The sequence below is a fragment of the Mucilaginibacter lacusdianchii genome (assembly GCF_009770985.1).
GTDB classification, from domain to species: domain Bacteria; phylum Bacteroidota; class Bacteroidia; order Sphingobacteriales; family Sphingobacteriaceae; genus Mucilaginibacter; species Mucilaginibacter lacusdianchii.
This window is the reverse complement of the sequence record NZ_WSRW01000001.1, coordinates 1214325-1239095: the sequence shown is the minus strand read 5'-3', so window position 1 is coordinate 1239095 and position 24771 is coordinate 1214325. Positions and strand designations below refer to the sequence as shown.

The 24771-nt window shown below is 42.2% G+C and carries 23 protein-coding genes; 11 read left to right on the top strand and 12 right to left on the bottom strand.

Features of this window, described 5'->3' with window-relative positions; all coding sequences use genetic code 11:
- Positions 1 to 10 precede the first annotated feature (10 nt).
- A complete protein-coding gene (locus GPM24_RS05590; RefSeq protein ID WP_158825735.1) occupies positions 11 to 964 on the top strand; it encodes a hypothetical protein in 954 nt (317 codons plus the stop codon).
- The gene (locus GPM24_RS05585) at positions 965 to 1255 is read left to right on the top strand and encodes a hypothetical protein (protein ID WP_158825734.1); all 291 of its coding nucleotides are present in this window, start codon (positions 965 to 967) and stop codon (positions 1253 to 1255) included.
- 122 nt (positions 1256 to 1377) lie between these two features.
- Here the strand turns inward: GPM24_RS05585 and GPM24_RS05580 are convergent, their stop codons facing one another.
- The 3 genes from GPM24_RS05580 to GPM24_RS05570 form a co-directional block, all read right to left on the bottom strand.
- The gene (locus GPM24_RS05580; RefSeq protein WP_158825733.1) at positions 1378 to 1929 is read right to left on the bottom strand and encodes a hypothetical protein; all 552 of its coding nucleotides are present in this window, start codon (positions 1927 to 1929) and stop codon (positions 1378 to 1380) included.
- A gap of 133 nt (positions 1930 to 2062) precedes the next feature.
- Positions 2063 to 3163, bottom strand: coding sequence for a DNA polymerase IV (gene dinB, locus GPM24_RS05575; RefSeq protein ID WP_158825732.1), 1101 nt, complete (start codon positions 3161 to 3163; stop codon positions 2063 to 2065).
- A gap of 91 nt (positions 3164 to 3254) precedes the next feature.
- Complete coding sequence (locus GPM24_RS05570; RefSeq protein ID WP_158825731.1) at positions 3255 to 3833, bottom strand: porin family protein; 579 nt, start codon at positions 3831 to 3833, stop codon at positions 3255 to 3257.
- Positions 3834 to 3959: 126 nt separating this feature from the next.
- Between GPM24_RS05570 and GPM24_RS05565 the strand changes: the two genes are divergently transcribed.
- From GPM24_RS05565 to GPM24_RS05555, 3 genes are all read left to right on the top strand, one after another.
- A complete protein-coding gene (locus tag GPM24_RS05565; RefSeq protein WP_158825730.1) occupies positions 3960 to 4175 on the top strand; it encodes a hypothetical protein in 216 nt (71 codons plus the stop codon).
- 77 nt (positions 4176 to 4252) lie between these two features.
- Entirely contained in the window at positions 4253 to 5974 is a 1722-nt protein-coding gene (locus tag GPM24_RS05560; protein ID WP_158825729.1) for a S41 family peptidase, read from the top strand.
- A gap of 87 nt (positions 5975 to 6061) precedes the next feature.
- A complete protein-coding gene (locus tag GPM24_RS05555; RefSeq protein ID WP_158825728.1) occupies positions 6062 to 6574 on the top strand; it encodes a hypothetical protein in 513 nt (170 codons plus the stop codon).
- A gap of 48 nt (positions 6575 to 6622) precedes the next feature.
- Here GPM24_RS05555 and GPM24_RS05550 read toward each other — a convergent pair whose 3' ends face one another.
- The 7 genes from GPM24_RS05550 to GPM24_RS05520 form a co-directional block, all read right to left on the bottom strand.
- On the bottom strand, positions 6623 to 7525 hold the full coding sequence (locus GPM24_RS05550) for an MrcB family domain-containing protein (protein ID WP_158825727.1): 903 nt from the start codon (positions 7523 to 7525) through the stop codon (positions 6623 to 6625).
- A gap of 2 nt (positions 7526 to 7527) precedes the next feature.
- Positions 7528 to 9654 (bottom strand): prolyl oligopeptidase family serine peptidase, encoded by a 2127-nt coding sequence (locus tag GPM24_RS05545; RefSeq protein ID WP_158825726.1) that lies wholly within the window; start codon positions 9652 to 9654, stop codon positions 7528 to 7530.
- 296 nt (positions 9655 to 9950) lie between these two features.
- Positions 9951 to 10565, bottom strand: coding sequence for a rhomboid family intramembrane serine protease (locus GPM24_RS05540; protein WP_158825725.1), 615 nt, complete (start codon positions 10563 to 10565; stop codon positions 9951 to 9953).
- Positions 10566 to 12194 carry a M14 family zinc carboxypeptidase gene (locus GPM24_RS05535; protein ID WP_158825724.1) on the bottom strand — a complete coding sequence of 543 codons (1629 nt, stop codon included), beginning with the start codon at positions 12192 to 12194 and terminating at the stop codon, positions 10566 to 10568.
- Positions 12195 to 12420: 226 nt separating this feature from the next.
- On the bottom strand, positions 12421 to 12621 hold the full coding sequence (locus GPM24_RS05530) for a hypothetical protein (protein ID WP_158825723.1): 201 nt from the start codon (positions 12619 to 12621) through the stop codon (positions 12421 to 12423).
- Positions 12622 to 12765: 144 nt separating this feature from the next.
- On the bottom strand, positions 12766 to 13305 hold the full coding sequence (locus GPM24_RS05525; RefSeq protein WP_158825722.1) for a hypothetical protein: 540 nt from the start codon (positions 13303 to 13305) through the stop codon (positions 12766 to 12768).
- A 69-nt stretch (positions 13306 to 13374) separates the two neighbouring features.
- On the bottom strand, positions 13375 to 13734 hold the full coding sequence (locus tag GPM24_RS05520) for a hypothetical protein (protein ID WP_158825721.1): 360 nt from the start codon (positions 13732 to 13734) through the stop codon (positions 13375 to 13377).
- A gap of 203 nt (positions 13735 to 13937) precedes the next feature.
- Here GPM24_RS05520 and GPM24_RS05515 point away from each other — a divergent pair, with 203 nt between their 5' ends.
- Entirely contained in the window at positions 13938 to 16832 is a 2895-nt protein-coding gene (locus GPM24_RS05515) for a DEAD/DEAH box helicase (protein ID WP_158825720.1), read from the top strand.
- 473 nt (positions 16833 to 17305) lie between these two features.
- Here the strand turns inward: GPM24_RS05515 and GPM24_RS05510 are convergent, their stop codons facing one another.
- Both GPM24_RS05510 and GPM24_RS05505 read right to left on the bottom strand, forming a co-directional pair.
- Positions 17306 to 19177 carry an ABC-F family ATP-binding cassette domain-containing protein gene (locus tag GPM24_RS05510; protein WP_158825719.1) on the bottom strand — a complete coding sequence of 624 codons (1872 nt, stop codon included), beginning with the start codon at positions 19175 to 19177 and terminating at the stop codon, positions 17306 to 17308.
- The gene (locus GPM24_RS05505) at positions 19174 to 19830 is read right to left on the bottom strand and encodes a Rossmann-fold NAD(P)-binding domain-containing protein (protein ID WP_158825718.1); all 657 of its coding nucleotides are present in this window, start codon (positions 19828 to 19830) and stop codon (positions 19174 to 19176) included. Before GPM24_RS05505 ends, GPM24_RS05510 begins: the two co-directional genes overlap by 4 nt.
- A gap of 86 nt (positions 19831 to 19916) precedes the next feature.
- On the opposite strand from GPM24_RS05505, the gene GPM24_RS05500 reads away from it, so the two are divergent.
- From GPM24_RS05500 to GPM24_RS05480, 5 genes are all read left to right on the top strand, one after another.
- Positions 19917 to 20627 carry a pirin family protein gene (locus GPM24_RS05500; protein WP_158825717.1) on the top strand — a complete coding sequence of 237 codons (711 nt, stop codon included), beginning with the start codon at positions 19917 to 19919 and terminating at the stop codon, positions 20625 to 20627.
- A gap of 82 nt (positions 20628 to 20709) precedes the next feature.
- Positions 20710 to 21489 carry an MlaE family ABC transporter permease gene (locus tag GPM24_RS05495; protein ID WP_158825716.1) on the top strand — a complete coding sequence of 260 codons (780 nt, stop codon included), beginning with the start codon at positions 20710 to 20712 and terminating at the stop codon, positions 21487 to 21489.
- A 1-nt stretch (position 21490) separates the two neighbouring features.
- Positions 21491 to 22285 carry an ABC transporter ATP-binding protein gene (locus GPM24_RS05490; protein ID WP_158825715.1) on the top strand — a complete coding sequence of 265 codons (795 nt, stop codon included), beginning with the start codon at positions 21491 to 21493 and terminating at the stop codon, positions 22283 to 22285.
- A gap of 4 nt (positions 22286 to 22289) precedes the next feature.
- Positions 22290 to 23114 carry an MlaD family protein gene (locus GPM24_RS05485; RefSeq protein WP_158825714.1) on the top strand — a complete coding sequence of 275 codons (825 nt, stop codon included), beginning with the start codon at positions 22290 to 22292 and terminating at the stop codon, positions 23112 to 23114.
- Positions 23115 to 23504: 390 nt separating this feature from the next.
- Positions 23505 to 24770: an MBOAT family O-acyltransferase gene (locus tag GPM24_RS05480; protein ID WP_233268739.1), complete on the top strand. Its 1266-nt coding sequence runs from the start codon at positions 23505 to 23507 to the stop codon at positions 24768 to 24770.
- Position 24771: the final 1 nt, after the last annotated feature.

Genomic DNA, 24771 nt, shown 5'->3' with positions numbered 1-24771 from the left:
CTTTTAAACCATGTCAAAAACGAAACTTCAAACACTTGATCTTGAAAAAGAACTTTTGATACGTATAGGCAATGAAAGTGATGAGCACTCCGTTTCTTGGGATGTTTTAAAAAATGTTGGGGACAAATTAGAAGCGCTTATCCTTACTTTGGCAAAATACAATCTTGATGCTGCAGGTAATTCCAATTTGGATAATTTTAAACTTGACTTTTCAGGGTTTTATAATGGTTCTGCGGTTCCTGCCTTTCGGCTGAATCCTCATCCAATTCCATCATTATTTGATAATGGCGAAGCAAGAAAATCTGTTGTTGCTGATTTTACAAAAGTTGTAAGTAGCATTGATAAAGGTAATTATCAGCAGATTGCTGATTGGTATAATATGCCATCTGCTAAGAACGATGTAATAAAAAAGCTTTATGATTTTACAAATTCAGCAGGAACTACTCCAGTCACTATTGTAAAACGACAGGATGATAATAAGTTTAAGAAAGTATATTCTATAAGAAGGCTTAACAAAGAGGTTTATGATCAACTTATAGTAAAAGAACAAACTTTAGAAGCAGCCGATGTGAAGCCAGATGAATCTACAGCTGTAGCAAGGGTCATCATAAAAAAAGACAAAAGCGGAAAAATATCTAGAAAAACGTCTGAATTATATAATGATAAAGAGGCGACCTTATCATTAAAACTTGATCGAATTGAAACAGACAATAGTCATTATATTTTTAAAACTCCCATCTTATTTCAGTTATACCAAGAGGGGAAAGGAATCATCATAGAGAATGAGCAATTAGATTTATACGCAGGTGGGCGGACAACTACAGAAGCTAAAGAATCGTTATTTAAGCAATTTAGTCACAGTTATAACAGATTAAATCAGCTTCAAGATAATCAACTAAGCAGTTACTTATTGCAAGTTAAGCAGTATTACAATTTAATTATTAAATCCGTTAGCAATAAGTAAATGGCGTCTTTAAAAACCAAAAAGGCTATATCTAACTTTTTAAAAAAAGGCTTTACTCTTAATAATTCACATCACCACTATTATGAATTTTGGCATGAAGGCAAATTGATTGCTCAAACTTACACAAGTCACAGTGGAGATACATTGGACGATTATTTAATCGGTTCTATGAAAAAGCAATGTAAGATGGAAAAGAACTTCTTTATTGAATTTGCGAAATGCACAAAGTCGAAAGAAGATTACATCGAGAGTTTGATTCAAAAAGGATTTATTGATACATCTAGTAAGTAAACGCTGGCTAAAATTATGTATTAATTCCTTTGCGCTCCTTCAAGCATCCTCCTGCACTGCTGCAGCGTACCAATCATGATTCTTAAAATATAATTGGCTATTCAATATTATAATACAAACCACTAATACCTCGCACTAAAATTAAACTTATAAGCCAACCGCAACCCTGCCACCGGAACGGTTTTACTGTACACGGGCAATACATCCGCCCGTAAAGAAAGTTCCAGGCTGCTGTAATCATCCACCGGCCAGTCGTACCCGGCACCGGCCGTGCCGCCCAGGCCCGAGCTGCTGGCGTTTTCGCCGCCTATGTAAACGGAAGGCCCGGCAAAGCCAAAAAGCGTTTTGCTGAAATAGTATCTCATGGCAGGGTTTAAAAATACCAAGCCTACACTCCGGCCCGACTCGGTAAAATAATAGCCGTTATAAGCACCTTTGTTATTGCCTTTAATGTTTTCTACACCCAGGGTTGGCATCAGCGTAAGCCTACGGTTAAGGCGAATGTTGGCCTGTATTACCCTGTCGCGTCCAATGCGGTAACCATTTTGCATGGGCTGATTAATGCCTACACCCACACCGATAGAGCTTCGGCTACGAATTTGACTATAAGATATTGGAATGGATAAAAAGGTGAAAGCAAAGAAAGCGGCTATGCAGGTAAGCGTTTTGTTCATTTTAAAGTATAGCAATGGTCAAAAGAATACTGTTTTAATGGTTTAGGTTAACTACAGACGTTATTTAATGGCACAGTGTTACATCCGGCCGGTTATATTACCCGCAAGTATCTGATTAAGTTTGCCATAAATTTCAGAATAGCTTCAGTTGCTCAGCTGGTCCTTGGTTTTTGGGCTTGGTGGCAGGCTCGCCAAAATTAGATACCGATATACCCAGCAAACGAATTCTTACATCATCCAAACCCGTAGCAGCCAGTAGTTGCCGGGCAGTTTGGGTAAGGGTTTCGAAATCGCCCACCGGGTAGGGGAATGATTGGTTCCGGGTTATCTGCCTAAAATCACTGTATTTGATTTTTAAAGTAACCGTGCGGCCTTTTAACAGGTAGCGGGCCAGGCGGTCGGTTACGGTTTGGGCAATTTTGTCCAGTTCAGCGTGCATTTCATCGGGCTCAGTCAGGTCATAGGCAAAAGTGTCTTCGGCACCCATTGATTTGGTTTCGCGGTGGGGTTGTACCGGGCGGTTGTCAATGCCGCGCACAATCTGATAATAAAATCGTCCGGCTTTGCCAAAATGCTTTACCAGTTCATCTTCGGTTAGCTTCTTTAAATCGGCACCGGTATGCAGGCCCATGTTTTTCATCTTCTGGGCGGTTACCTTACCCACGCCATGAAACTTTTCGACAGGAAGGCTTTCCATAAAAGCCTCAATGCTGGAGGGGCCGATAAATTTTAGTCCGTTGGGCTTGTTAATGTCCGAAGCTATCTTGGCTACAAATTTATTGATGGATACCCCAGCCGAAGCCGTCAGTTGTAATTCGTCCTGTATAGCCTGTTTAATTTGTTGGGCAATTTCAATGGCCGAGCCAATGTTAAGCTTGTCGTTGGTTACATCCAGGTAAGCTTCGTCAAGCGATAGCGGTTCAATCAAATCCGTATAGCGACTAAAAATTTCGCGGATGTGTTGCGACACTTCTTTATAAACCTGGAATCGCGGACGCACAAAAATAGCATGCGGGCACAATTGCAAGGCTTTTTTAGCGGGCATGGCCGAACGTATGCCAAACTTGCGGGCCTCATAACTGGCGGTAGCTACTACGCCACCACGGCCTTCGGGCAATCCGCCTACTACCAGTGGCTTGCCCCGGTATTCGGGATAATCACGCTGCTCTACCGAAGCATAAAAGGCATCCATATCAATATGAATGATTTTACGATGAGAAACAGGAGCAGCCATGGTGCAAAGGTAAGCACAAGATAAATTCTATATTAAACAAAAATACCAGCACAACTTATTGTACTGGTATTTTTTAAATAGGTTAGTATGCTTACAAAATCTTGAAGCCAATACTTAAGGCCCATAAGTTAGCGCGCTGACCATAGCGCTCATTAATTTTGGTTAAGCCGCCTTCATAACGTAAATCGGCCGTGATGTTACCAATATCTATACCACCGCCTACCTGGAAGCCTAAAGTGCTGTTTTTATAGTCGCCAAAATCTTGAGCTGCCGCCTTAAAATCAATTTTCTTATCTAAATTATAAGAATAGATTGGTCCGGCCATGGCGCGTACATTTATAGAGCCGGCGCTTAATAACTTTCTGCCTATCAGCAAAGGTACATTCAAAGTAGTAAAGGTAGCCTTGCCATTAGCCGTTACAGTATTGCCATTGCTGCTGCCTTCAAATTTACCGCCGCGGCTGCCCAGGTAAACCTCGGGCTGCAAGTACCAGGCGTTACCTATACGGCCAAATACACCAACCTGGTAGCCGGTCACGGATGATTCTTTTACATCATCGGTGTTGATTTTAGAAAAGTTGACGCCGCCTTTGATCCCTAAAGTGGCCTGTGCCTTGGCGCTGATGATGCCTGCCATGAGCAGGGCTAAACTAAATAAGTACTTTTTCATATGATATAGTTTTAGTATAAATGTATTGGAGAAATTCTATCAGCAAAAGTTTAATGTACATTGAATTAAATGTCGCTTTTATAGGAACAGTTTTTTTATATTTTTGTGCTAACAGGTTAACTTATTATGACTGAGATTACTATTAATAATAAAGATTGGGAACGGGTAAAAATTAAGCTGCAACGCAAATACCGCGAGTTAACCAACGAAGACTTGCAGTATGCCGAAGGTCAGGAAGATACGTTGATTGACCACCTGGCAAAACTGGTAAACCGCGATAGGAATTACATAATATTTACCCTCAAAAAAGCGTTGGTAAATATTGATAACAACAGGCTGTAAAAAATAAAGCTCTTCGGTTAAAACAGAAGGGCTTTTTTCTATCTTTAAACTTTACAGCAGAGAGAGATACACGGCGTATGGCACAGCATTACATTTATCGCAAAGCAGCCTTAGCGGCAGGCACCCTGTTATTAGCCACCAGCATTTGGAGCTTTAAAGACGATTTGTTTCAGATATCCAAGAATTTAGATGTTTTTGCATCTGTATATAAAGAAGTAAACCTGAATTATGTAGATGATATCAACTCGTCTAAAATGATAAAAACCGGTGTAGATGCCATGCTGAACGGGCTGGACCCATACACCGAGTTTGTGCCCGAATCGGAAATTGAAGATTATAAGCTGCATTACGTAAGCACACAATATGGGGGCATCGGTGCGGGCATTTTTTCGCGTGATGGCAAAGTATTTATCTCTGATATATTTGAAGGTTTTCCGGCACAAAAAGCAGATATCCGCCCCGGCGATCAGTTGGTGAAAATTAATGATATCGAACTAACCAGTCGCAACAGTGACCAGGTAAGCCAGTTGCTAAAAGGCAGCAAAGGCGCTGGCATTAAACTGCTATTGAAACGTGGCAATGAGCCGGCGGTTGAAAAAAGCCTGATCCGCGATGAGATTAAACAGCCCAACGTATCTTATTATGGTATGGTTGATGGCAATATGGGTTACATAAAACTAGACAAGTTTTTAGAAAACTCGGCCGATGAGGTAACCACTGCTTTAACCAGCCTTAAAAAGAATAATCCCAATGGCATCATCCTCGATCTTCGCTCAAACGGTGGCGGTATTTTGCAGGAGGCTGTTAAAATTGTAAACCTGTTTGTACAGCGCGATGTAGAGGTGGTATCGCAAAAAGGAAAAATCAAAGAAAAAAACTATACCTACCGCACCGTATCCACACCGCTTGAGCCCAATTTACCACTCGTAGTATTGGTAAATGGCCGGTCGGCATCAGCATCCGAAATTGTGGCTGGTTCGTTGCAGGATTTGGATCGTGCTGTCATTATTGGTCAGCGTAGCTATGGTAAGGGCTTGGTACAGCAAACCTTCAGTTTGCCATATAGCAGTTTGGTGAAAATTACCATTGCCAAATACTTTATCCCGTCGGGCCGCTGCGTGCAGGCGCTGGATTATGCACACCGTAAAGATGATGGCAGTGTGGTAAAAGTGGCCGACTCGTCATTGCATGAATTTAAAACCAAAGACGGCCGCTCGGTATACGATGGCAGTGGTGTTTACCCCGATGTGCCGGTAAAGCAGGAGCGCTTTGCCGATATTACCCAAACGCTGGTGGGCAAATTGCTTACTTACGATTATGCAAACCAGTATCGCAACACCCATGCTAAGATAAGTCCGGCTAAAACATTTGCTTTAACCGATGTTGAGTATGATGATTTTGTGAAATTTCTGTCCGGTAAAAATTACAGTTATAACACCACATCCGAAAAAATGCTGACCGCCCTGCGCGCCGAAGCATCAAAAGACAAGCAATACCCGGAACTGCAGCCCGAGCTGGAAGCGTTGAAAAACAAGCTGGCCGCTACCAAGAAAAACGATTTGCAGGTACACAAACCCGAAATAAAGCAAGTGCTTGAAAATGAAATAGCTGCCCGTTACTATTATGAAAAGGGCCGGTACGAAACCAATTTTAAGTACGATAAAGAAATGGCCCAGGCCGTTAAAATATTACAGGATAAAAACCAAGTGTTGGCTATTTTGAAAGGCGAGGGAACCTATAAGGTAATAGGCAAACCGCAGGTTACTTTAGCTGCTGCCAAAACAGACGCAGAAAATTAACTTATACTATTGTAACCAAACAGATACAATTGCTAATTTAAACTTTTCGGCAGCAATGATTGTCATACTATCAAATTTTAAGATACTATGAAAAAGATCATATTAGCTGCAGCCATTTTAGTAAGCGGCTTAGCTTTCAATAAACCAGCAAATGCACAAGTAAGCTTAAATATAAATATTGGTAGCCAACCCGATTGGGGACCTGTAGGTTACGACAGAGCGGCTTATTACTATATGCCCGATATTGATACTTACTACTCTGTACCCACCCATGAGTTTGTTTACTTAAGCGGCAACCGTTGGGTACACGCAAATAGCTTGCCTGCCCGCTATCGCAATTATGACTTGTATAACAGCTACAAAGTAGTAGTTAACGATCGTAACCCATGGGAGCATGCATCAACTTACCGTAACCGTTACGCGAATTATAAAGGTCGTCGTGGCCAAGCCATTATCCGCGACAGCCGCGATGTGAAATACAGGAACCACTGGAACGGTAATACCAGAACTAGAACAGTAAAAACCAAAACTGTAGTGCGTAAAACCAACAACGGTAACCACAATGGCTGGAACAACGGCCGCGGCAATGGACATCACTAAGAAATAGATTAATCAAATAAAAAAAGCCACTCAACCGAGTGGCCTTTTTTATTTTGTGATGATTGCCCTTAAGTTATTTAAATCACTTGGGTCTTTTAATCTATGAATCATACTATGACAATTACTACATAATACAGCAAAGTCTGTTTTTATATTAATTTGGAACTTTCCAATTCCCAATGATGATATTGGTTTTAAGTGATGCGCTTCTATAAAGTTTTTACCTGTTTCTCCATACATTAATTTAAAATCAAAAGCACAAGCTTCGCAAACATAACCTTTTGCTAATTTTACTTTTTTTGAAATAGATGTATTTCTTTCTATTCTAAAGTGAAGTCTATATTGCTTTTTTTCGACAGCTGATAGCGTACTTTCTTCATTTAACTGTGTGTCATTGAAAGTTAACTCTTCATATAAATTAATGAATCTAAATAAGTCTGCCTTAAGTTTTTCTAAATTGGGTAATGCATTAACTGGGTAATACTTAGCTACTATATTGCCAGCTTCATATAATTTAGCATTGGACGTGTTTGACTGTAAATCTATTTCAAGCAAATCTTGCGGACTGATATCTAACTTTGCGCGGAAATCCAAAGCTCGTAGTTTAAGCACGTTTTTTGAATCCCGTTTATAATTATCCTTTATCTCAGTTACACCTTGATTAAGTGAAAGGTAAACGCCAGTCATATCCGCTTTAAACAAAAAAACTGGATAATACCCAGACTGTGGTGTCTCTGTAATTAGTTTATCTAGAATTGCTATCCAAGGGCACTCTGTCCAATTCCCTTTTCCAGGAGAGCCAACGACTTTGTATCTGGCTTTGTCGATAATTATGTCTTGGATTGCGTTAGGAAACTCATTTCTTAACTTGTTTGCAAGCTGGTTTCCCGAAAAGGCGTTCCGCTTTTCTGTAAGATAGCTAATTAAAGGTTCTTTTAATATATAATCCATTCCTACAAGCCATCATACCCAACACCCATATTCTCGAACATAAATACCCATTTGTCCGTTTCCTGCCCAATTACCTGGGCGGTAGAGCGGCCTGCACCATGGCCGGCATTGGTTTCAATGCGGATAAGTACAGGGGCTGGGCCTTGTTGATATTCCTGTAAACGGGCCGCAAACTTAAAGGAGTGAGCGGGCACTACGCGGTCGTCATGATCGGCAGTAGTGACCAGTGTGGCCGGGTAATCGGCTGGTTTCAAGGCATGGTAAGGTGAGTAGTGGTATAGGTACTGAAACATCTGTTCACCATCCTGTGCCGTACCATAATCATAAGCCCAGCCCGCACCGGCAGTAAACTGGTTATAGCGCAGCATATCCATTACGCCCACCATCGGGAAAGCTACCTGACACAAATCGGGCCGCTGGGTCATGGTAGCACCCACCAACAGGCCGCCGTTTGAGCCGCCTGCAATGGCCAGAAATTCTTTTGAAGTATATTTATGTTTAACCAGGTATTCGGCCGCGGCAATAAAGTCGTCAAATACATTTTGCTTGCGCAACTTAGTGCCGGCCTTGTGCCAAGTTTCGCCATACTCGCCGCCGCCTCGCAAATTAGGTACGGCATAAATGCCGCCTTGCTCCAGCAAAATAATGTTGGAGGTGCTGAAAGCGGGTGTTAGGCTAACCCCAAAGCCACCGTAGGCATACAATAAGGTAGGGTTGTGCCCGTTTAGCACTGTGCCTTTTTTATAGGTGATAATCATCGGTATGCGGGTGCCATCCTTAGAGTTATAAAACACCTGTTTAGATTCATACAACTCTGGGTTAAACTGCACGCCCGAACGTTTGTATACTTCTGATTTACCTGTAGCCACATTGTATTTGAATATGGTAGACGGATAGGTATAGGAGGTAAACGTGTAGTAAATGTCTTTTTCTTCTTTCTTAGCGCTAAAGCCTGATGCCGTACCTACTGATGGCAATTCTACAGTATGTTCCAGATGGCCATTCATATCATACTGTTGCACAAATGCCGTAGCATCTTTCAGATATTGTGCAAACAGCTTACCACCAGCAGTGGTCACCTCCAGCACGTTTTTGGTTTGTGGAATCAGGTCTTTCCAGGTAGTGGAGCGCGGGTTGCTAATGTTGGCCGTTACCAGGCGATAATTAGGTGCATATAAGTTGGTATGTATGTAAAGCTTGTCACCCTCATTAGCTACAACCTCGTGCACGTTATCAAAGTTATTGACCAGATTTACAATCTGACTGCTGGGTTGTGATAAATCTTGAATGTATAGTTCATTACCGGTAGTAGAGTTAGCCGCGGTAATCACCAAAAAACGCTCATCCTCGGTTAAATGGGCACCCACATAGCGCCGGGGCGTCTGCTCTCCGCCAAATACCAGTATATCCTGGCTTTGTGGTGTGCCCAGCTTATGAAAGTACAGCTTGTGATATTGTGTTAAACCTGATAGTTGGCTACCGGCTTTAGGCTTATCGTAACTGCTGTAATAAAAACCCTCGTTGCCGCGCCAGGCCAGGCCCGAAAATTTTACATCGTGCAGGGTTTCGCCTACTACTGTTTTATCCTCGGCACGCATAATTACCACACTGGTCCAGTCCGACCCTCCGGCTGATAGCTGGTAAGCAGTCAAGCTGCCATCTTTGCTAAACGCTACGCCTGCCAGTGATGTGGTGCCGTCTTTAGAAAACTTGTTAGGGTCCAGAAATACCTCGGGCTGGCCGCCTTCGGTTTGCCGGTACAGCACAGCCTGGCTTTGCAACCCGTCATTCTTATAAAAATAAGTATACTTGCCCTCGTGGAATGGTGCGCTGTAGCGCTCATAATTCCACAGGGTTTCCAAGCGTTTTCGGATAGTTTCACGATAAGGAATCTGATTCAAGAAGCTTTGTGTTACCTTATTTTGTTCTACCACCCAGGCTTTGGTATCGGTGGCCTGGTCATCTTCCAGCCAGCGGTATGGGTCGGGCACTTCAGTGCCAAAGTAGGTATCGGTTACATTGCCTTTAGCCGTTTGCGGGTAGGCTGTGGGTTTAATATTCATACGTTGTGCGTAACTATAGCTGCAAAGTAAAGCAGCCGGTAGCAATAAACAGCTGATTTTATTCATTGTTGTTAGCTTTCTTTAATTAGAAAAGGCTGGCAGAAAAGTAAATATATAAATTTTGGTAAAGGAAGAAATAGACATGCCTATGATAGGGGTATCGCCATTTAATAACAAACGGATAAAATTTAAAGTTATTTCACCCAAGAATCAGACAGCGTACAACTGAAAACTCATTATGGCGTTTCCTGTCGGGCCGGGCTATCCGCTCATATGCCTGCAGGCCTTAGCCACCAGGCCGGTATCCGCTGCCACCCCTAACGCAATAAAGGGCTATTACTGGTTTTAAAAAGTACCTTAAATCAGCTTAACCCTAATCCATGAAAAAATTCTCGCACTACGCCAGGGTGCAATAGCAGCGTTAACATAATACCAGCTAACGCGCCATAAAAGTGGGCGTCGTGATTAATGTTATCCCTGTTTTGACGAGAAGCGTAAATACAATAAGCTAAATAAAGTGGACCGTAAAGTATAGCCCTAATGGGGAAGGGAATTGGAAATATTTGAATTTCCATCATCGGATCAAACAAAATAATGCCAAATACTACCGCACTAATAGCACCAGATGCTCCTAAACTGTAATAACGGTAATCTTCTTTATGTTTAAAAACCGAAGGCAGGTCACTCAGAATTAAACTCACAATATATAGCACACCAAACTGCCAATGCCCTAACCTGATCTCTAACTGAAAAGCGAAAAAGAAGTAAGAGAACATGTTAAAAATTAAGTGCATCCAGTCGCCATGGATAAGGCCGCTGGTGATGATTGTCCATACCCGTTTACCGCGCGAAACGCTGTAGGGATGCAGAATCATTTGTGAAAGCGCATTTTCGTTCGAGAAAGCGAAAAGCGACGAAATGATAGTAATCACAAATATCACAGAGGCCACCGGGGCCGCTATTAAAAGTTCTTCCATTTATTGAAAATCGAGTTTAACGTCGGTAAGTAAACGACCTACCGGGTAGCGAAGGTATGTTTTTTCAAAATATTCTGAGTTGCGGTACACATATTCTAACTGTGCGCTAGCACTTTTGGCCAGCTGTGGGTTTTTTGTCTTTTCGGCTTCCAGCTGTTTTTGCAGTTCGGGATGCTGTTTCAGGTAAGCGGCGGCAATATCTTCAAATACGTAATCAGAATAATGCTCTTTTTGGCCCAGATACGAATCAAAAAAGTTCCAGGCAAAAAAAGAATCTACGCCCTGCGGTTCCAGTGTTTCTACAATATAGCGGTTAATGGGTTGGTTGGTGTATACTACGTAATCACCTTCATAAAACTTGACTTTGGTATCAACCGGGTTCAGCTTCACGCCGCTGTGCAGGTAATGCCCTTCATAAGGTCGCGGGCTGGTTTTATAATCCGTAATGTAATACATCTGCAGGCTCAGCGTGGTATCATGCTTTAAGCGGTGCATGGCTACTTTGTTTAATTTAAACAAATCTATCACCTTACCCCAGGCCTGCGGTATTACATAAGCCAACGGCTTATCGGCAAAAGCGGTAGCCTTATAAGTGTTGTAATATTTAATGTTTTTGGTGTAAGGTTTATTGCGGTCATAATACAAGCGGTTAAGGCCACTAATTTCGCTGGGCTTGTAGCCGGCTTCATAACCTTTAAAAGGTATCATGTCGTACTTTTCCTCATCCAGTGCCCAGTTTAGGGCAAAGGTGTTTTGTTGCTGTACCTGCGCATCGGTTTGCCGTTTTAGGTTGCCAATTTTTGGGGCGTCACGTTGGCAAATGTCAATCAGGTGCTGCATAAAGTAGTAAGTGCTCCATACGCGCTTATCGTACGGCTTCAGCATATGTGTTTCGGTTACATAGCTGATGATGTTGTGCTGTACGGTATACCCGGTAGAAAAGCGCGGCGTTTCCAAAAAAGCTACAATACCCGAATCGGGCGTAGCTTTTTCACTTTCCACATAAGGAATCATTTCATAACCGCTGGCGGCCATGCGCTTGTATAGCTCGGGCGAAAGGGTTTTAGACGTGTAATCGGCCAGTAGCGGGTGCTGCTTATCTTTCTGCGTTTCAATAAGCGTCATTACGTACTGGTAATCGGCCCCGTCGCTGGTGTGGTTGTCCAAAAATACTTCGGGCTGCCAAGTGTTCAAAATTTGCATAAAGGTCAGCGCATTCCGGCTGTCGCCTTTGATGAAATCGCGATTCAAATCCAGATTGCGGTAATTGCCTCTGAAGCCATACCCTCGCGGCCCATTCTGGCTGATGCGTGATACGCCACGATTTAAACTACCGTCGATATTATATACCGCAATAAAGCATATTACAACATCTTTGGGCAGCTGATTCTTGCTCAAGAGGTCGCGAACCAGCATCATGCTGGCATCAATACCCTCGGGCTCGCCGGGGTGGATGCCGTTATTGATCAAAATTACACGCTTGTTTTGCTTTTTGAGGAGTGCCGGGTCAAACACGCCATCTTTTGAAAGTACGGCCAGTGTTAAGGGCTTGCCTATATCAGTACTGCCATAATTAAACAGGCGCAATTGTTTAGGATATTGTTTAACCAGTTGCGGGTAATAAGCCATTACCTGGGCATAGGTGGCAGTATAGTTTTTATCTTTTTCAAAAGGCGTAACCTGTGCCTTGGCTTGTTACAATATACAGGCCGATAGTACAAACGGTAAAAGTTTTTTCATGAACCGGAAAAGCGTTTGCAGCAAATATAGCAAGGCAGGGCAAACCACAAACAGATACAGCGTTATTCTGCAATAATTATAACCGGCGAAAAAGATTCTGAAAAGCGACTAAGCTTTATTTGGCATGAAATATAAAAAAGGTAAGGCTTTCGGCTTCTGCTTTAAGCATGTAATAAAAGTTATCATCCAGCCAGTTCATGACTGATACAAAAAATCTAACTTCTGAGATTTCCCAGTTTACCAAGTTAACCGTTTTGCCAACCAGGCTTAGTTTAGGTGCAGCCATGGCTTGTTGTACAGAAATAATGTGACTCATTTTAGGGTAATTCAATAATTTACTAATCAGAAGGGTGCTTTTACGTGATATCTCACTGAAAGTTACATCGATGCTTATATTATATAAACAAAAGCGGAGTATCTGATTTTTAGATACTCCGCTTTGTGAAAGATCGAATTTCAGTTACAATCTAAAACCATACGCTATCCGTAAAGCAACCATACCAAAATCGGGGGTACTGCCGCCCGATATGTTTTCGTAACGTAAGCCTATGTCTACCCCGGAGTTGGTAGCGTAGCCAACACCCGGTGCCAAAATCAGCTTGGTGTTTTTACCATAATATTCTTTGGTTTCTAAGCCGGCACCAATTTCGCCGATGATATAGGCATGAGGTACAAAAAATACTTTTGCGCCAACTTTTACAGGTATAATAGCATAATCAGGACGAACGACATATTCCCGCGCAAAAAAATTATAATAGCCCGAGGTAAGCGTTAAAGATGTTGTGCCTTTGATATCATACTGTAAACGGGCGGTACCGCCAACAGCAATGTGTGATAAATCGCGCATATTGCCGGTTGGAATAGCGGCTTCTGCACCTATGCCCAAGCGCCACACATTTCTAGAATCGTGTCCGGACGTTTGTGAATAGGTTTTGCCTGTAAACAACAGTATAGTAAACGCTAAAAAGGCAGCCCATGCTTTTATACTTTGCTTTTTCATACTTGTAATGTTGGTAAAACAAGCGGCAAATATAGTAAGGTTGTATAAAGGTGTAGCCCAGAACGTATATCACCTTTTTACCAGTTTCAATACCTCACCGTCTTGCCCGTGCAGTTCTTCTTCCGAAACAATAGTAAATTTAAACTGACTATCACTATCTTTCATTTTAACAGTTAGCTTTTTACCGCTTATTTTGTAGGTGGCATCCCACATAATATCACCACCCGGATTGATATAAGCAATATTGCCAGGTTTTAACAACAAGTGAGTAGCGGTACTGAACATAGGGTCAACTATAGGAGATGCGTTAGTCTGTAAATATTCTTTCTCTTCTTCAACCTGTAATGCATCTTTTTTACAGCTGCTTAGCCAAAGGCACATGCATAAAAAAAGGAGTAATGAACAGATGTTGAGTGGCTTGTGATTCATATTAGGCTTTTTTTATAGTACGAGGATTGATTTCCATCTGCTACAAATTATTAATAATTAAATTTAGATGGCGTTTTACTCTATTAAATTAATAGAACATTAAATTTTTAATATTTACTCAGCTGCGCTTTTATTTTTTACATTTTCTGTTTACGTTTGAAATTTTTGTTGATGTAGCTTCCTAAAATTTTTGATCGGAACTTATGCTACGTGTTGACAGCAGCAAACCCTGCCAGCTTATTTATTCGCTTGCGCGTCACGAGTATCTTTCTTATTTGATTGAGCCACACATTGTTCAGCTTAATCCGAATGGGGAATTCTCGCTTACGCACCAGCGCCTTTTTTCAAACACCGCAAAGGAGTTCAGCCATTGTATTGATGATACCGACCTGAAGCTGATTAAGCTTTTGGAAGATATTGAGCAAGGCAACATCATTAAAAAGTATTATAAAAAGCCCGTGCGCCCGTACGAATTTTTCAGCAAGATATTTAACGACCAGCTGTACGATGTTATTCGGCCTAGAATAGATAAAAAGATGGCCGAGGCATTTAACCTGATGCACAACAAAAGAATATTTTTGATGAGCAAAGAGGGTTACCCGGCCGGCCGTGAACTCAATATTGCCGAAGAGGCGGCCACCGTGCTGTTCCATTTTAAACGCAATGAGGAGGAGATACGGTATTATCCAACCATCAAATTCCAGAATCAGAAAATAGAGTTCATGTTTCGCGATGCCGAGATTATCTGCAACCGTCCGGCATGGTTGATGGTAGAAGACAGGCTTTATTACTTTGACCGCGATTTGGAGGGCAAAAAGCTGCAGCCTTTTTTAAACAAACGCTACATTGCTATTCCGCGTAGTTCAGAGCAATCGTATTTTGAAAAGTTTGTTGCGCCGCTGATAGAAAAACATCACGTACATGCTGAGGGCTTTACTATTAATACCGAAAAATATGAGGCAGTACCGGTAGTAAAACCAATTTATGTTGAAGGCGGCATATCTCAATTACAACTGTATTTTAAATATGCAGGTTATGTGTTCCCTTATGGTGATGGCCGACAGATTTCGGTAAAGATAGAACGTAATGGGGATGATTACCTGTTTCACCGCATTAAACGGTCGGTAATTTGGGAAAAAAACAAACTGCAACAGCTGGAGGATATGGGCCTAACCACTTCTTCATCCCTTTTCCAAAACCTGGAGGTAAAGCAGAATGGAGAAGAGGTAGACCGTGCTTTCTCGGTGTTTGAATGGCTTAACCAGCACCACGACCAGTTGCTGGCTGCCGGCTTTGAAATTGAACAGCCGGAGGGCCAAAAACGCTACCTGTTTGGCAACAGCAAAATAGATTTACAGGTAAAAGAAAACAACGATTGGTTTGATATTCATGCTATTGTGCACTTTGGACCCTATCAAGTGCCTTTTATTGAGTTGAAGAATCATATTCTTAACCGTAAAAAGGAATTTGTACTGCCATCGGGTGAAATTGCCGTAATACCCGAAGAGTGGTTTTCGCAATACGGCAACCTGCTCAACTTTGCCGAGGGCAACAAAGATTTGAAGCTGCGCAAGCATCATATCGGCCTGGTAAATGATTTGGCCGAAGGTGAACTGGCTAATGTTACTATGAACCGCAAGCTGCAAAAGCTAAGCGATTTTGAAGAGTTAGAGGATGTGGAGCCGCCGGTAAACTTTGCCGGTAGTTTGCGCCCTTATCAAAAGGCAGGCTACAACTGGTTTCACTTTTTAAAAAACTATCACTTTGGCGGCTGCTTGGCCGATGATATGGGGCTTGGAAAAACCATCCAAACTTTAGCCCTGCTGCAAAAGAACAAGGAAGATACGGAGGCTATAGGCGCCAAAAGCACTTCGCTGCTGATTATGCCTACGTCGCTTATATATAACTGGATTAACGAAGCGCGTAAGTTTACTCCACAGTTGCGTATGATGGTACACACCGGTGCATTCCGCTACAAATCGGCAGATGTGTTTGGCAATTATGATGTGGTGGTTACTACCTATGGCATCAGCCGCATTGACGTAGAATTGTTTAAGAATTTCTTTTTTGATTATATTATTCTGGACGAGAGCCAGAATATCAAGAATCCTTCGTCTAAATCATACCAAGCCGTTAAGCAGCTCAAATCACGGCACAAGCTAATATTGAGCGGTACACCGGTTGAAAATACGGTGAATGACTTATGGACGCAGATGTCTTTCATCAACCCTGGTTTGTTGGGTAATCAGCAATTCTTTTTAAACGAGTTTGTAACGCCTATTGAAAAGAAGAAAGATGAAGATAAAGCTCACAAGTTGCAAGCCCTTATCAAACCTTTTGTGCTTCGCCGTACCAAAGAGCAGGTAGCTACAGAACTACCGCCTAAAACAGAGCAGTTGTTGTATTGCCAAATGAGTGATGAGCAGGCCAACGTGTACGAAAAAATTAAATCGGAATACCGCAACGAGCTGCTGCAAAGCCTGGAAGACGGCACCTTTGCCCAAAGCCAGATACAGGTACTGCAAGGCTTGATGAAATTGCGTCAGATTGCTAATCACCCTGCCATGATAGACGAGACGTATGAAGGCGACTCGGGCAAGTTTGAGAACGTTGTGCATACTTTAGCCAACGTGTTGGATGGTAGCCACAAAGTGCTCATCTTCTCTCAGTTTGTAAAGCAATTAGGTATTTACCGTAATTATTTTGACAAGCAAGGCATCAAGTATACTTATTTGGATGGCAGCACGCAAAACCGTGGCGAGGTAGTGAAACGCTTTCAGCAGGATGCCAAAACGCAGGTATTTTTGATCTCTATCAAAGCCGGCGGCGTCGGCCTAAACCTTACCGAGGCCGACTATGTATTCATCCTCGATCCGTGGTGGAACCCGGCTGTAGAGCAACAGGCAATTGACCGCTCACACCGCATCGGTCAAACTAAAAACGTGTTTATTTATAAGTTTATAACTAAAGATACGGTTGAAGAAAAGATATTGGCCCTGCAGCAACGTAAGTTGAGCGTGGCCCGGTCATTAATCACTACCGAAGAAAGCTTTATCAAGTCGCTGTCGGCTGATGACATTAGGGAGATTTTGGGGTAAAATGTTTATGGTTAATGGCGTTTGTTGGCTTTAGTGCTTTAACTCCTTTTCGCTCTTTGTTAGGATAGGGATGTTCTTGTACCACAACCTGTGGAAGTCACTTTTCTTTTTTACCGCAAAAAAGAAAAGTAACCAAAAGAAAAAGGCTCTCGGCCAGAGATTTTTCCTACTCTGGACATTGCTAATACTTAGTACAGTGGTTGCCGCAAAAATCTAATGCCGATTCTTTTTGTCTAAGTTGTTCTTACAGTGCTTAACATTGAATGATAAAGTAAGTAGAAAAGAAAGAAGCGCAGAGGCTTGCTATCGCGCCGGGGCCAGCATAGGGCTGGGTGGGCAGACAGGGGTCGCGAGAGCTAGGCCTTTTTGTTTCTTTTTGTGGCTATGACAAAAGAAATAGCCCCTGCGGCAATGAGCAGACGAATGCTCATACAGCAGAGGCTATAAATGAATTAAAGTATTACCTTAAGCTATCATCCTTCTTTCAACTCCGTCAATTCCATCCACCGCATACTCTTTTCATCCAGCGTATTGTTCAGCTTTTCAATATCGGCAGATATGCTCATGATTTGCTGATGATCGGAGATGGTGTTCAACTGTTCAGTTAGCTCTTTTATTTTAGTTTCCAGCTGGGCAATCTCTGTCTCGGTAGTTTCCAGTTCTTTTTGTTCTTTAAAGGATAGCTTATTCTTTTTTGGCGGCGCAGGGGCAGCTTGTACAGGTGCCGGTGCTGCGGCCTTTTGCTTGGCAGCTTGTTTGGCTTCTTCCTGCTCAACGCGCCAAGACGAGTAATTGCCGTTATAAACATCTACTTGGCCGTTGCCTTCCACAATAAATAGTTGGTCGGTTAGCTTGTCCAATAAATACCTGTCGTGCGATACCATCAGCAAAATACCGGTATAGCTTAATAAAAAGTCTTCCAGAACGTTCAGCGTATCAATATCCAAATCGTTGGTAGGCTCATCCAAGATCAAAAAGTTTGGATTCTTCATCAGGATATTGAGCAGGTGTAGACGTTTCTTTTCGCCCCCGCTCAAATCACGGATAAAGCCATACTGGCGTGCCGGCGGAAACAGGAACAGCGTCAGTAGCTGCGCTGCTGAGATGGTTTTGCCATCGGCCATGGTGATATACTCGGCTACATTTTTTACCACGTCAATTACCCGCTCATCATCCTTAAAAGTAATACCTTGCTGGTTAAAATAACCAATTACGGTAGTTTCACCTTTCTCAATCACGCCTGTATCAGGTTGAACTATGCCTGTGAAAATATTTAACAAGGTTGATTTACCGGCACCGTTTTTACCGGCAATACCTACGCGGTCGCCTTTTTTAAAAACGTAGCTAAAATCGTTGATGATAGAACGGTTTTGGAAGGATTTGCCAATGTGATGCACTTCCATGATTTTGTTGCCCTGGCGTGCGGTTTTTACGCTTAATTCTACCTTGGCATTCGGGCCGGCATTTTTAGTTTTTTCTTCTAAATCGTAATACGCATCAATACGGGCTTTTGATTTGGTACCCCGGGCCTGTGGCTGGCGGCGCATCCATTCCAGTTCCTTTTTCAGCAGGTTGCTGTTTTTTTGAAACTGTGCTTCATTATTGGCTTCACGTTCAGCTTTCTTTTCCAGGTAATATTGGTAGTTGCCATTAAAGTTGAAAATCTTTCCACGTTCAATCTCAATAATTTCATTGCAAACATTATCTAGAAAGTAACGGTCGTGCGTTACCATCAAAATGGTTTTGGCACCTTCGGTCAGCAATTTCTCCAGCCACTCAATGGTGTCAATATCCAGGTGGTTGGTAGGCTCGTCCAACACGTATACATCTGGGTCCTCAATCAGCAGTTTAGCTAATGCCAAACGCTTTTTTTGCCCGCCTGATAGCGTATCAATATGCTGTTGCAGGTTATGAATATCTAACCGGCCTAAAATATTCTTGATCTTGTACTCGTATTCCCAAGCGTTAATGGCGCTCAGTTCTTCGGTTACCTTTTCAATGGCCTTTTCATTATTGGGATCGTTTTCCAACAGTTGCTCATATTTCAGAATCAACTGTTGCTGCACGTTATCTTTATGAAAAATATAATCGCTGATGGTGTGACCTTTTTCAAAAGCCGGATCCTGTTCCAAGTAACCAGGTCGCAAGTCGCGCGCACTAACTACCTTACCTTCGGTAGGTGCTATTTTGCCCGAAAGCAATTTTAACAAGGTAGATTTGCCGGCACCGTTTACACCCACTAAAGCCACGCGTCGTCCGCGGTTAATGCCGATAGTCAGGTTACGAAATAGCCAATGGTCATGAAAAGAATGACCTAAATTTTCTGCTGATAAATAAGTGCTCACGCTAATTGTTTAATATGATCGGAAGGATGAATAAACAAACCTTCGTCGGTGTTTAATGATTGTTTGTACATGGCCCGGGCCACGGTAGCCGCTTTAATGCTTTGATATTTTTTAAGGCCGCCTATCAATAGCGGATCAATAACATTCATCACAGCGGTAGCAATGCGCTCGCCCAGCCGGTGTTCCTTACGGGTGCCCACCAATAGCGAAGGCTGATAAATATGTATGGTTTTTAAGCCGGTATGTGCAATGTCGGCTTCTGTTTCACCTTTCAGGCGAAGATAAAAAGTTTTCGATTCGCCGTTGGCCCCAATAGCAGATATTAAGTGATATTGCTTCATATGGTTCCATAAAGCTATCTGTGCCAATTCTACCGGGTAGTCATGGTCAATTTTGCGGTACTGGTTTTTATTTGGTGTTTTAGCTTGGGTAGTGCCTAGGCAGCAAAACAGAGCATGGCCGTTTATAGCGGCGGCATGATTGTCCAACCGGTCAAAATCAACCACCAGTTGCACCAGTTTTTTGTGCTGTATGGGTAGTTCTTTTCGCACCAATACCAGCACTTCGTCATAAAAATTTTCATGCAAAATCAGGTTTAGCAACTCACTGCCTACTAATCCGCTTGCACCCGCTATAACTGCCTTGTTTGCCATGTGTTGATTATTGTATTGCAAAGGTACGGAAACTTAATTTATGGTATCAAAATTGCCTGTTTAAACGCATATATAACACCTGCTTCATGAAAACCGTTTTTCATCCGGCCAATCTGCGTGGTAATACCCAATCGGAATGGCTAAACGCTAACTTTTCGTTCAGCTTTGGCCCATATTATAACCCCGAACGTATTCGCTTTGGCGCACTGCGTGTGCTGAACGATGATTTTATCGGTGCTGGCAAGGGCTTTGGAGCGCATCCGCACGATAACATGGAAATTATCACCGTGGTGCTTAAAGGTGCTTTAGAACATAAAGACAATGTAGGTGGTGACGGTATCATCAAAGCCGGCGAGGTGCAAATTATTACGGCAGGTACCGGCGTATCACATTCCGAGTTTAACCCGTCGGCTACAGAAGAAACCAACTCGCTGCAAATATGGGTTTATCCTAAGGTGCTAAATGTGTCGCCTAATTATCAGCAAAAAAGCTTTACTGATGCTTACAACATTAATCAGCTTACAGCATTATTAACGCCAGATGGTAGCAGCGGCACTTTAAAAATTAACCAGGATGCGGTATTTTCTATTGGTAAATTTGAGCAAGGGCAGCAAATTAATTACCCTATACAATTTACCGGTAATGGTGCTTATGTGTTTTTATTGGAAGGCGAAGCCGAAATTGACAACCAGGTATTAAACAAAAGAGATGCGCTTGGTGTTTATGATACAAGTTCATTTACCATTATAACCAAAGCGCAGTCGCGTGTACTTATAATTGAAGTACCCATGTTATAAAAACCGTCGCTATTTAGCTAGAATAGTTGATGAACCAGTGATCAAACAGGTATCCAGTCTAAGTAATTAGATAATTAATTTTATGGCAGAACAAGTTATCAGTTCCTCCGGGTGGAAGAAGTGGTTAGAAAGCGTAGGCGATCAAACCGTGTTCCTGTCCCGATTTTTTAGAAACGTTTTCAGAGGCGGCTTTGAGTGGTCGGAGTTTATACGTCAGTGTTACGAAATCGGTTACCGTTCGCTTACACTGGTGGGCATTACCTCATTTATTATGGGGCTGGTGCTTATATTACAGCTGCGCCCAACGCTGGTTGAGTTTGGTGCCGAAAGTATGTTGCCGCATACGTTGTCAGTAGCGGTTATCCGTGAGATCGGTCCGGTTATTACGGCCATCATTTGCGCAGGTAAAATAGCTTCCAGTATTGGAGCCGAGTTGGGCAGTATGAAAGTTACTGAGCAGATTGATGCAATGGAGGTGTCGGGCGCTAATCCGGTGCAGTATCTGGTGGTTACCCGCATATTAGCTACCAGTTTTATGGTGCCGTTGCTGGCTATGCTGGGCGATGTTATTTCGCTGTTTGGTGGCTACTTTGCCCTGAATTTTACCGACGACATTAGTTTTAAACTATACTTCACCAAATGTGTAGCCGCATTGGATTTTACCGATTACATGCCTGCATTGATAAAAACTATATTTTTTGGTTTTGCTATAGGCTTTGTGGGTTGCTATAAAGGTTATACGTCCGATAAAGGAACGGAAAGCGTAGGCATAGCTGCCAATTCAGCCGTAGTTACCGCATCGTTGTGGATTTTTTTTATTGATATGATGGCCGTGCAAATTACTAACCTTTTATACTATTGATATGGACGCGCCTGTAAAACAACCTGTAAAACGCAAGGCCGGCAATAATACTGACATGACCGATGAAACGGTGATTGAGATAAAAGGTCTTAAAAAGTCGTTTGGTGCTAAAGAAGTGCTCAAAAATATTAACCTCACCTTGAAACGGGGCGAAAACGTAGTAGTGCTTGGTCGTTCGGGACAGGGTAAATCAGTAACTATACAATGTATCGTCGGATTACTTACACCCGATGAGGGCATGGTAAAAGTATTCGGTAAGGAAGTGCCTGAGATGAATAACGATGAACTGAAAGAGCTGCGCACCAAGGTAGGATTTCTGTTTCAGAGCGGGGCCTTGTACGATTCCATGACCGTACGCGAAAACATGGAATTTGCGCTAACCCGTGTGCTCAAAATTAAAGACCAAGCCGAGCTGGATAGCCGCGTAATGGAAGTACTGGAAGGCGTAGGCTTACCCGAAGCTATCGACAAAATGCCGTCAGACCTATCGGGCGGTATGCGTAAAAGGGTAGGGCTGGCCCGCACGCTCATTGTAAAGCCCGAGATTATGCTGTATGATGAGCCGACAACCGGTTTGGATCCCATCACCTCGCGTGAGATCAGCGAGCTGATATTGGATATGCAGAAGAAGTTTAAAACCTCATCCATCATCATTACGCACGATATGGATTGCGCACGCATCACTTCAGACCGGGTGCTGATTATGAGCGACGGTGAGTATGTGGCCGAGGGCACATTTGACGAGCTACAGCAGTCAGACAACGAATTTGTTAAATCTTATTTTCTGGATACATAGACATATGAAAACAACATCCTCACAAAAAATAAAAATAGGGCTATTTGTAGCTGCCGGGTTAGCTGCCGTTTTTCTCGGTATCTTTCTTATTGGCAGCCAAAAAAGCTTGTTCAATTCCACTTTCGGGGTTTACGGTGTGTTTAAAAACGTAAACGGATTAATGGTGGGCAATAACGTTCGTTTTGCCGGTATCAATGTAGGTGTGGTTGAAGGTATTAATATCATATCAGACACTACAGTAAAGGTTGATCTTACCCTAAACGATAATGTTAAAAAATTCATTAAAAAAGACTCTAAAGTAAGCATTGGCAGCGATGGTTTGATGGGCGACAAGCTAGTGGTTATTAGTCCGGGCGGTACAACCAGTAACCAGATTGTAGAGAATGGTGATAAGCTGACCGCTGTGAACCCGCTGGATGTAGATAAAATTATCAACAAACTAACTAAGGTGGCCGATAATGCCGAGATGCTGACCAGCAACCTGGGCGAGATTGTGCGCGATATTAACCAAGGCAAAGGTTCTATAGGTAAATTATTACGGAATGACCAGATTGCACGCGATTTAGCCACTACAGTATCCTCAGCTAAAACTACTATTCATAATGCCAACAAAACTACTGTTACTTTGAATGAGGATTTAAAAGCTGCTCAGCACAACTTTTTGTTAAGAGGGTTCTTTAAAAATAAAGAGAAAGAAAAGCAACGAAAAATAGATTCGGCCCGCAAGGCACAGGAAAAGCAAACAAAAGAACAGGAGAAAGCTCGTAAAAAGGCAGAGAAGGAGCAGAGGGAGCAGCAGGAAAAAGCAAGTAAAGAAGCACAACAATAATAAGAAAAGGCCCGGAAAACCGGGCCTTTTCTTATTAAAATGAAGTAAAACTAAAATAAAAAACTATAACGACAATAAATTAACCCTTGGTATTATTGGTATTAAGTTATTATAAATGTAGTTATATAGACTATTATTTATAATTATTTCAATTAAGTAACAGATTACATATAATAGTTATAATTGAGTAAGTTTGAGAAGAATTGCGATATTTCTATGCTATTTAACTCGTTTTACTTCCTAATTTTTTTCACAGTTGTATTTATTATTTACTGGTTTGTATTAAACAAAAACTATAAGGTACAAAACGTTTTTTTACTCATTTGCAGTTACTTCTTTTATGGATGCTGGAGCTGGAAGTTTTTGTTTCTATTAGCCTTTTCTACCTATTTGGATTATTACACAGGCCTGCGCATTTATAATTCTGAAAACAGCAGGGTAAGGAAAGCTTGGTTAGTTACCAGCATTGGTATTAACCTGGGGTTTTTAAGTATATTTAAATACTATAACTTTTTTATCAATTCCGTAGCAGACGGGTTAAACTTCTTTAATTACCATGCTCATTTCTCGTCTTTAAATTTTTTGCTGCCGGTAGGTATTTCGTTTTATACCTTTCACGGCTTATCATACGTTATTGATATCTATTATCACCGAACCAAACCTACCACTAACCCGGTTGAATACTCGTTATTTGTAAGCTTTTTTCCGCTGCTGGTAGCCGGACCAATAGAACGGGCCACACATTTATTACCCCAAATAGAAAAGCCCCGTCAGTTTAATTACAACAAGGCTACATCTGGCCTAAGGCAAATTTTATGGGGCTTTTTCAAGAAAATTGTGATTGCCGATAACTGTGCTGACTTTGCCAACAAAATTTTTGCCGATTATCAGCATTATCACGGTATGGCGTTGGTGATGGGTGCTGTGATGTTTTCCATACAAATTTATGGCGACTTTTCGGGCTATTCGGATATTGCCCTGGGTACAGCGCGGCTGCTAGGCTTTGATTTGATTAAGAACTTTGCCTTCCCTTACTTTTCGCGCAACGTGGCCGAGTTTTGGCGCAGATGGCACATTTCGCTGTCATCTTGGTTTAGAGACTATGTGTACATACCCTTGGGCGGAAGCCGGGTAAGCTTGGGCAAACAGGTACGTAATACCTTTATTATTTTTATACTAAGCGGCTTTTGGCACGGCGCTAACTGGACGTTCATTATCTGGGGCTTTTTAAATGCCTTATTCATCATCCCATCTGTTATTTTTAAAACTAACCGGAAAAGTTTGAATACAGTAGCACAGGGAAAGCTTTTGCCATCTGTTAAGGAACTGTTCCAAATGGTTTTCACTTTTACGCTGATAACTTTTGCCTGGATCTTCTTTAGAGCCCCTACCTGTGCCGATGCCTTAATGTACATTCAGCGGATATTTGTTTCGGGTCACGAAGCTCGGCCGCACTTGGGAGTATCGGCGTTGAATATATTAATTCCGCTAATGTTTGTGGTAGAGTGGATAGGCCGGGAATCTAATTTTGCATTAGAAAACTTTTATATCCGTTGGCCGCGTCCCGTAAAGTGGTCTTTTTATACCATTATCCTGTTTTGCATTGGTATGTACATGTCTACCGGTAAAATCGACTTTATCTACTTTCAGTTCTGAT

Bases quoted from the DNA above. Each gene is read 5' to 3' on its own strand.
- GPM24_RS05535 (WP_158825724.1), bottom strand. From the start codon at position 12,194: ATGGCTTATTACCCGCAACTGGTTAAACAATATCCTAAACAATTGCGC.
- GPM24_RS05520 (WP_158825721.1), bottom strand. From the start codon at position 13,734: ATGAATCACAAGCCACTCAACATCTGTTCATTACTCCTTTTTTTATGC.
- GPM24_RS05585 (WP_158825734.1), top strand. From the start codon at position 965: ATGGCGTCTTTAAAAACCAAAAAGGCTATATCTAACTTTTTAAAAAAA.
- GPM24_RS05500 (WP_158825717.1), top strand. From the start codon at position 19,917: ATGAAAACCGTTTTTCATCCGGCCAATCTGCGTGGTAATACCCAATCG.
- GPM24_RS05485 (WP_158825714.1), top strand. From the start codon at position 22,290: ATGAAAACAACATCCTCACAAAAAATAAAAATAGGGCTATTTGTAGCT.
- GPM24_RS05565 (WP_158825730.1), top strand. From the start codon at position 3,960: ATGACTGAGATTACTATTAATAATAAAGATTGGGAACGGGTAAAAATT.
- GPM24_RS05495 (WP_158825716.1), top strand. From the start codon at position 20,710: ATGGCAGAACAAGTTATCAGTTCCTCCGGGTGGAAGAAGTGGTTAGAA.
- GPM24_RS05545 (WP_158825726.1), bottom strand. From the start codon at position 9,654: ATGAATAAAATCAGCTGTTTATTGCTACCGGCTGCTTTACTTTGCAGC.
- GPM24_RS05555 (WP_158825728.1), top strand. From the start codon at position 6,062: ATGAAAAAGATCATATTAGCTGCAGCCATTTTAGTAAGCGGCTTAGCT.
- GPM24_RS05530 (WP_158825723.1), bottom strand. From the start codon at position 12,621: ATGAGTCACATTATTTCTGTACAACAAGCCATGGCTGCACCTAAACTA.
- dinB (WP_158825732.1), bottom strand. From the start codon at position 3,163: ATGGCTGCTCCTGTTTCTCATCGTAAAATCATTCATATTGATATGGAT.
- GPM24_RS05490 (WP_158825715.1), top strand. From the start codon at position 21,491: ATGGACGCGCCTGTAAAACAACCTGTAAAACGCAAGGCCGGCAATAAT.
- GPM24_RS05505 (WP_158825718.1), bottom strand. From the start codon at position 19,830: ATGGCAAACAAGGCAGTTATAGCGGGTGCAAGCGGATTAGTAGGCAGT.
- GPM24_RS05540 (WP_158825725.1), bottom strand. From the start codon at position 10,565: ATGGAAGAACTTTTAATAGCGGCCCCGGTGGCCTCTGTGATATTTGTG.
- GPM24_RS05570 (WP_158825731.1), bottom strand. From the start codon at position 3,833: ATGAAAAAGTACTTATTTAGTTTAGCCCTGCTCATGGCAGGCATCATC.
- GPM24_RS05590 (WP_158825735.1), top strand. From the start codon at position 11: ATGTCAAAAACGAAACTTCAAACACTTGATCTTGAAAAAGAACTTTTG.
- GPM24_RS05525 (WP_158825722.1), bottom strand. From the start codon at position 13,305: ATGAAAAAGCAAAGTATAAAAGCATGGGCTGCCTTTTTAGCGTTTACT.
- GPM24_RS05550 (WP_158825727.1), bottom strand. From the start codon at position 7,525: ATGGATTATATATTAAAAGAACCTTTAATTAGCTATCTTACAGAAAAG.
- GPM24_RS05515 (WP_158825720.1), top strand. From the start codon at position 13,938: ATGCTACGTGTTGACAGCAGCAAACCCTGCCAGCTTATTTATTCGCTT.
- GPM24_RS05580 (WP_158825733.1), bottom strand. From the start codon at position 1,929: ATGAACAAAACGCTTACCTGCATAGCCGCTTTCTTTGCTTTCACCTTT.
- GPM24_RS05560 (WP_158825729.1), top strand. From the start codon at position 4,253: ATGGCACAGCATTACATTTATCGCAAAGCAGCCTTAGCGGCAGGCACC.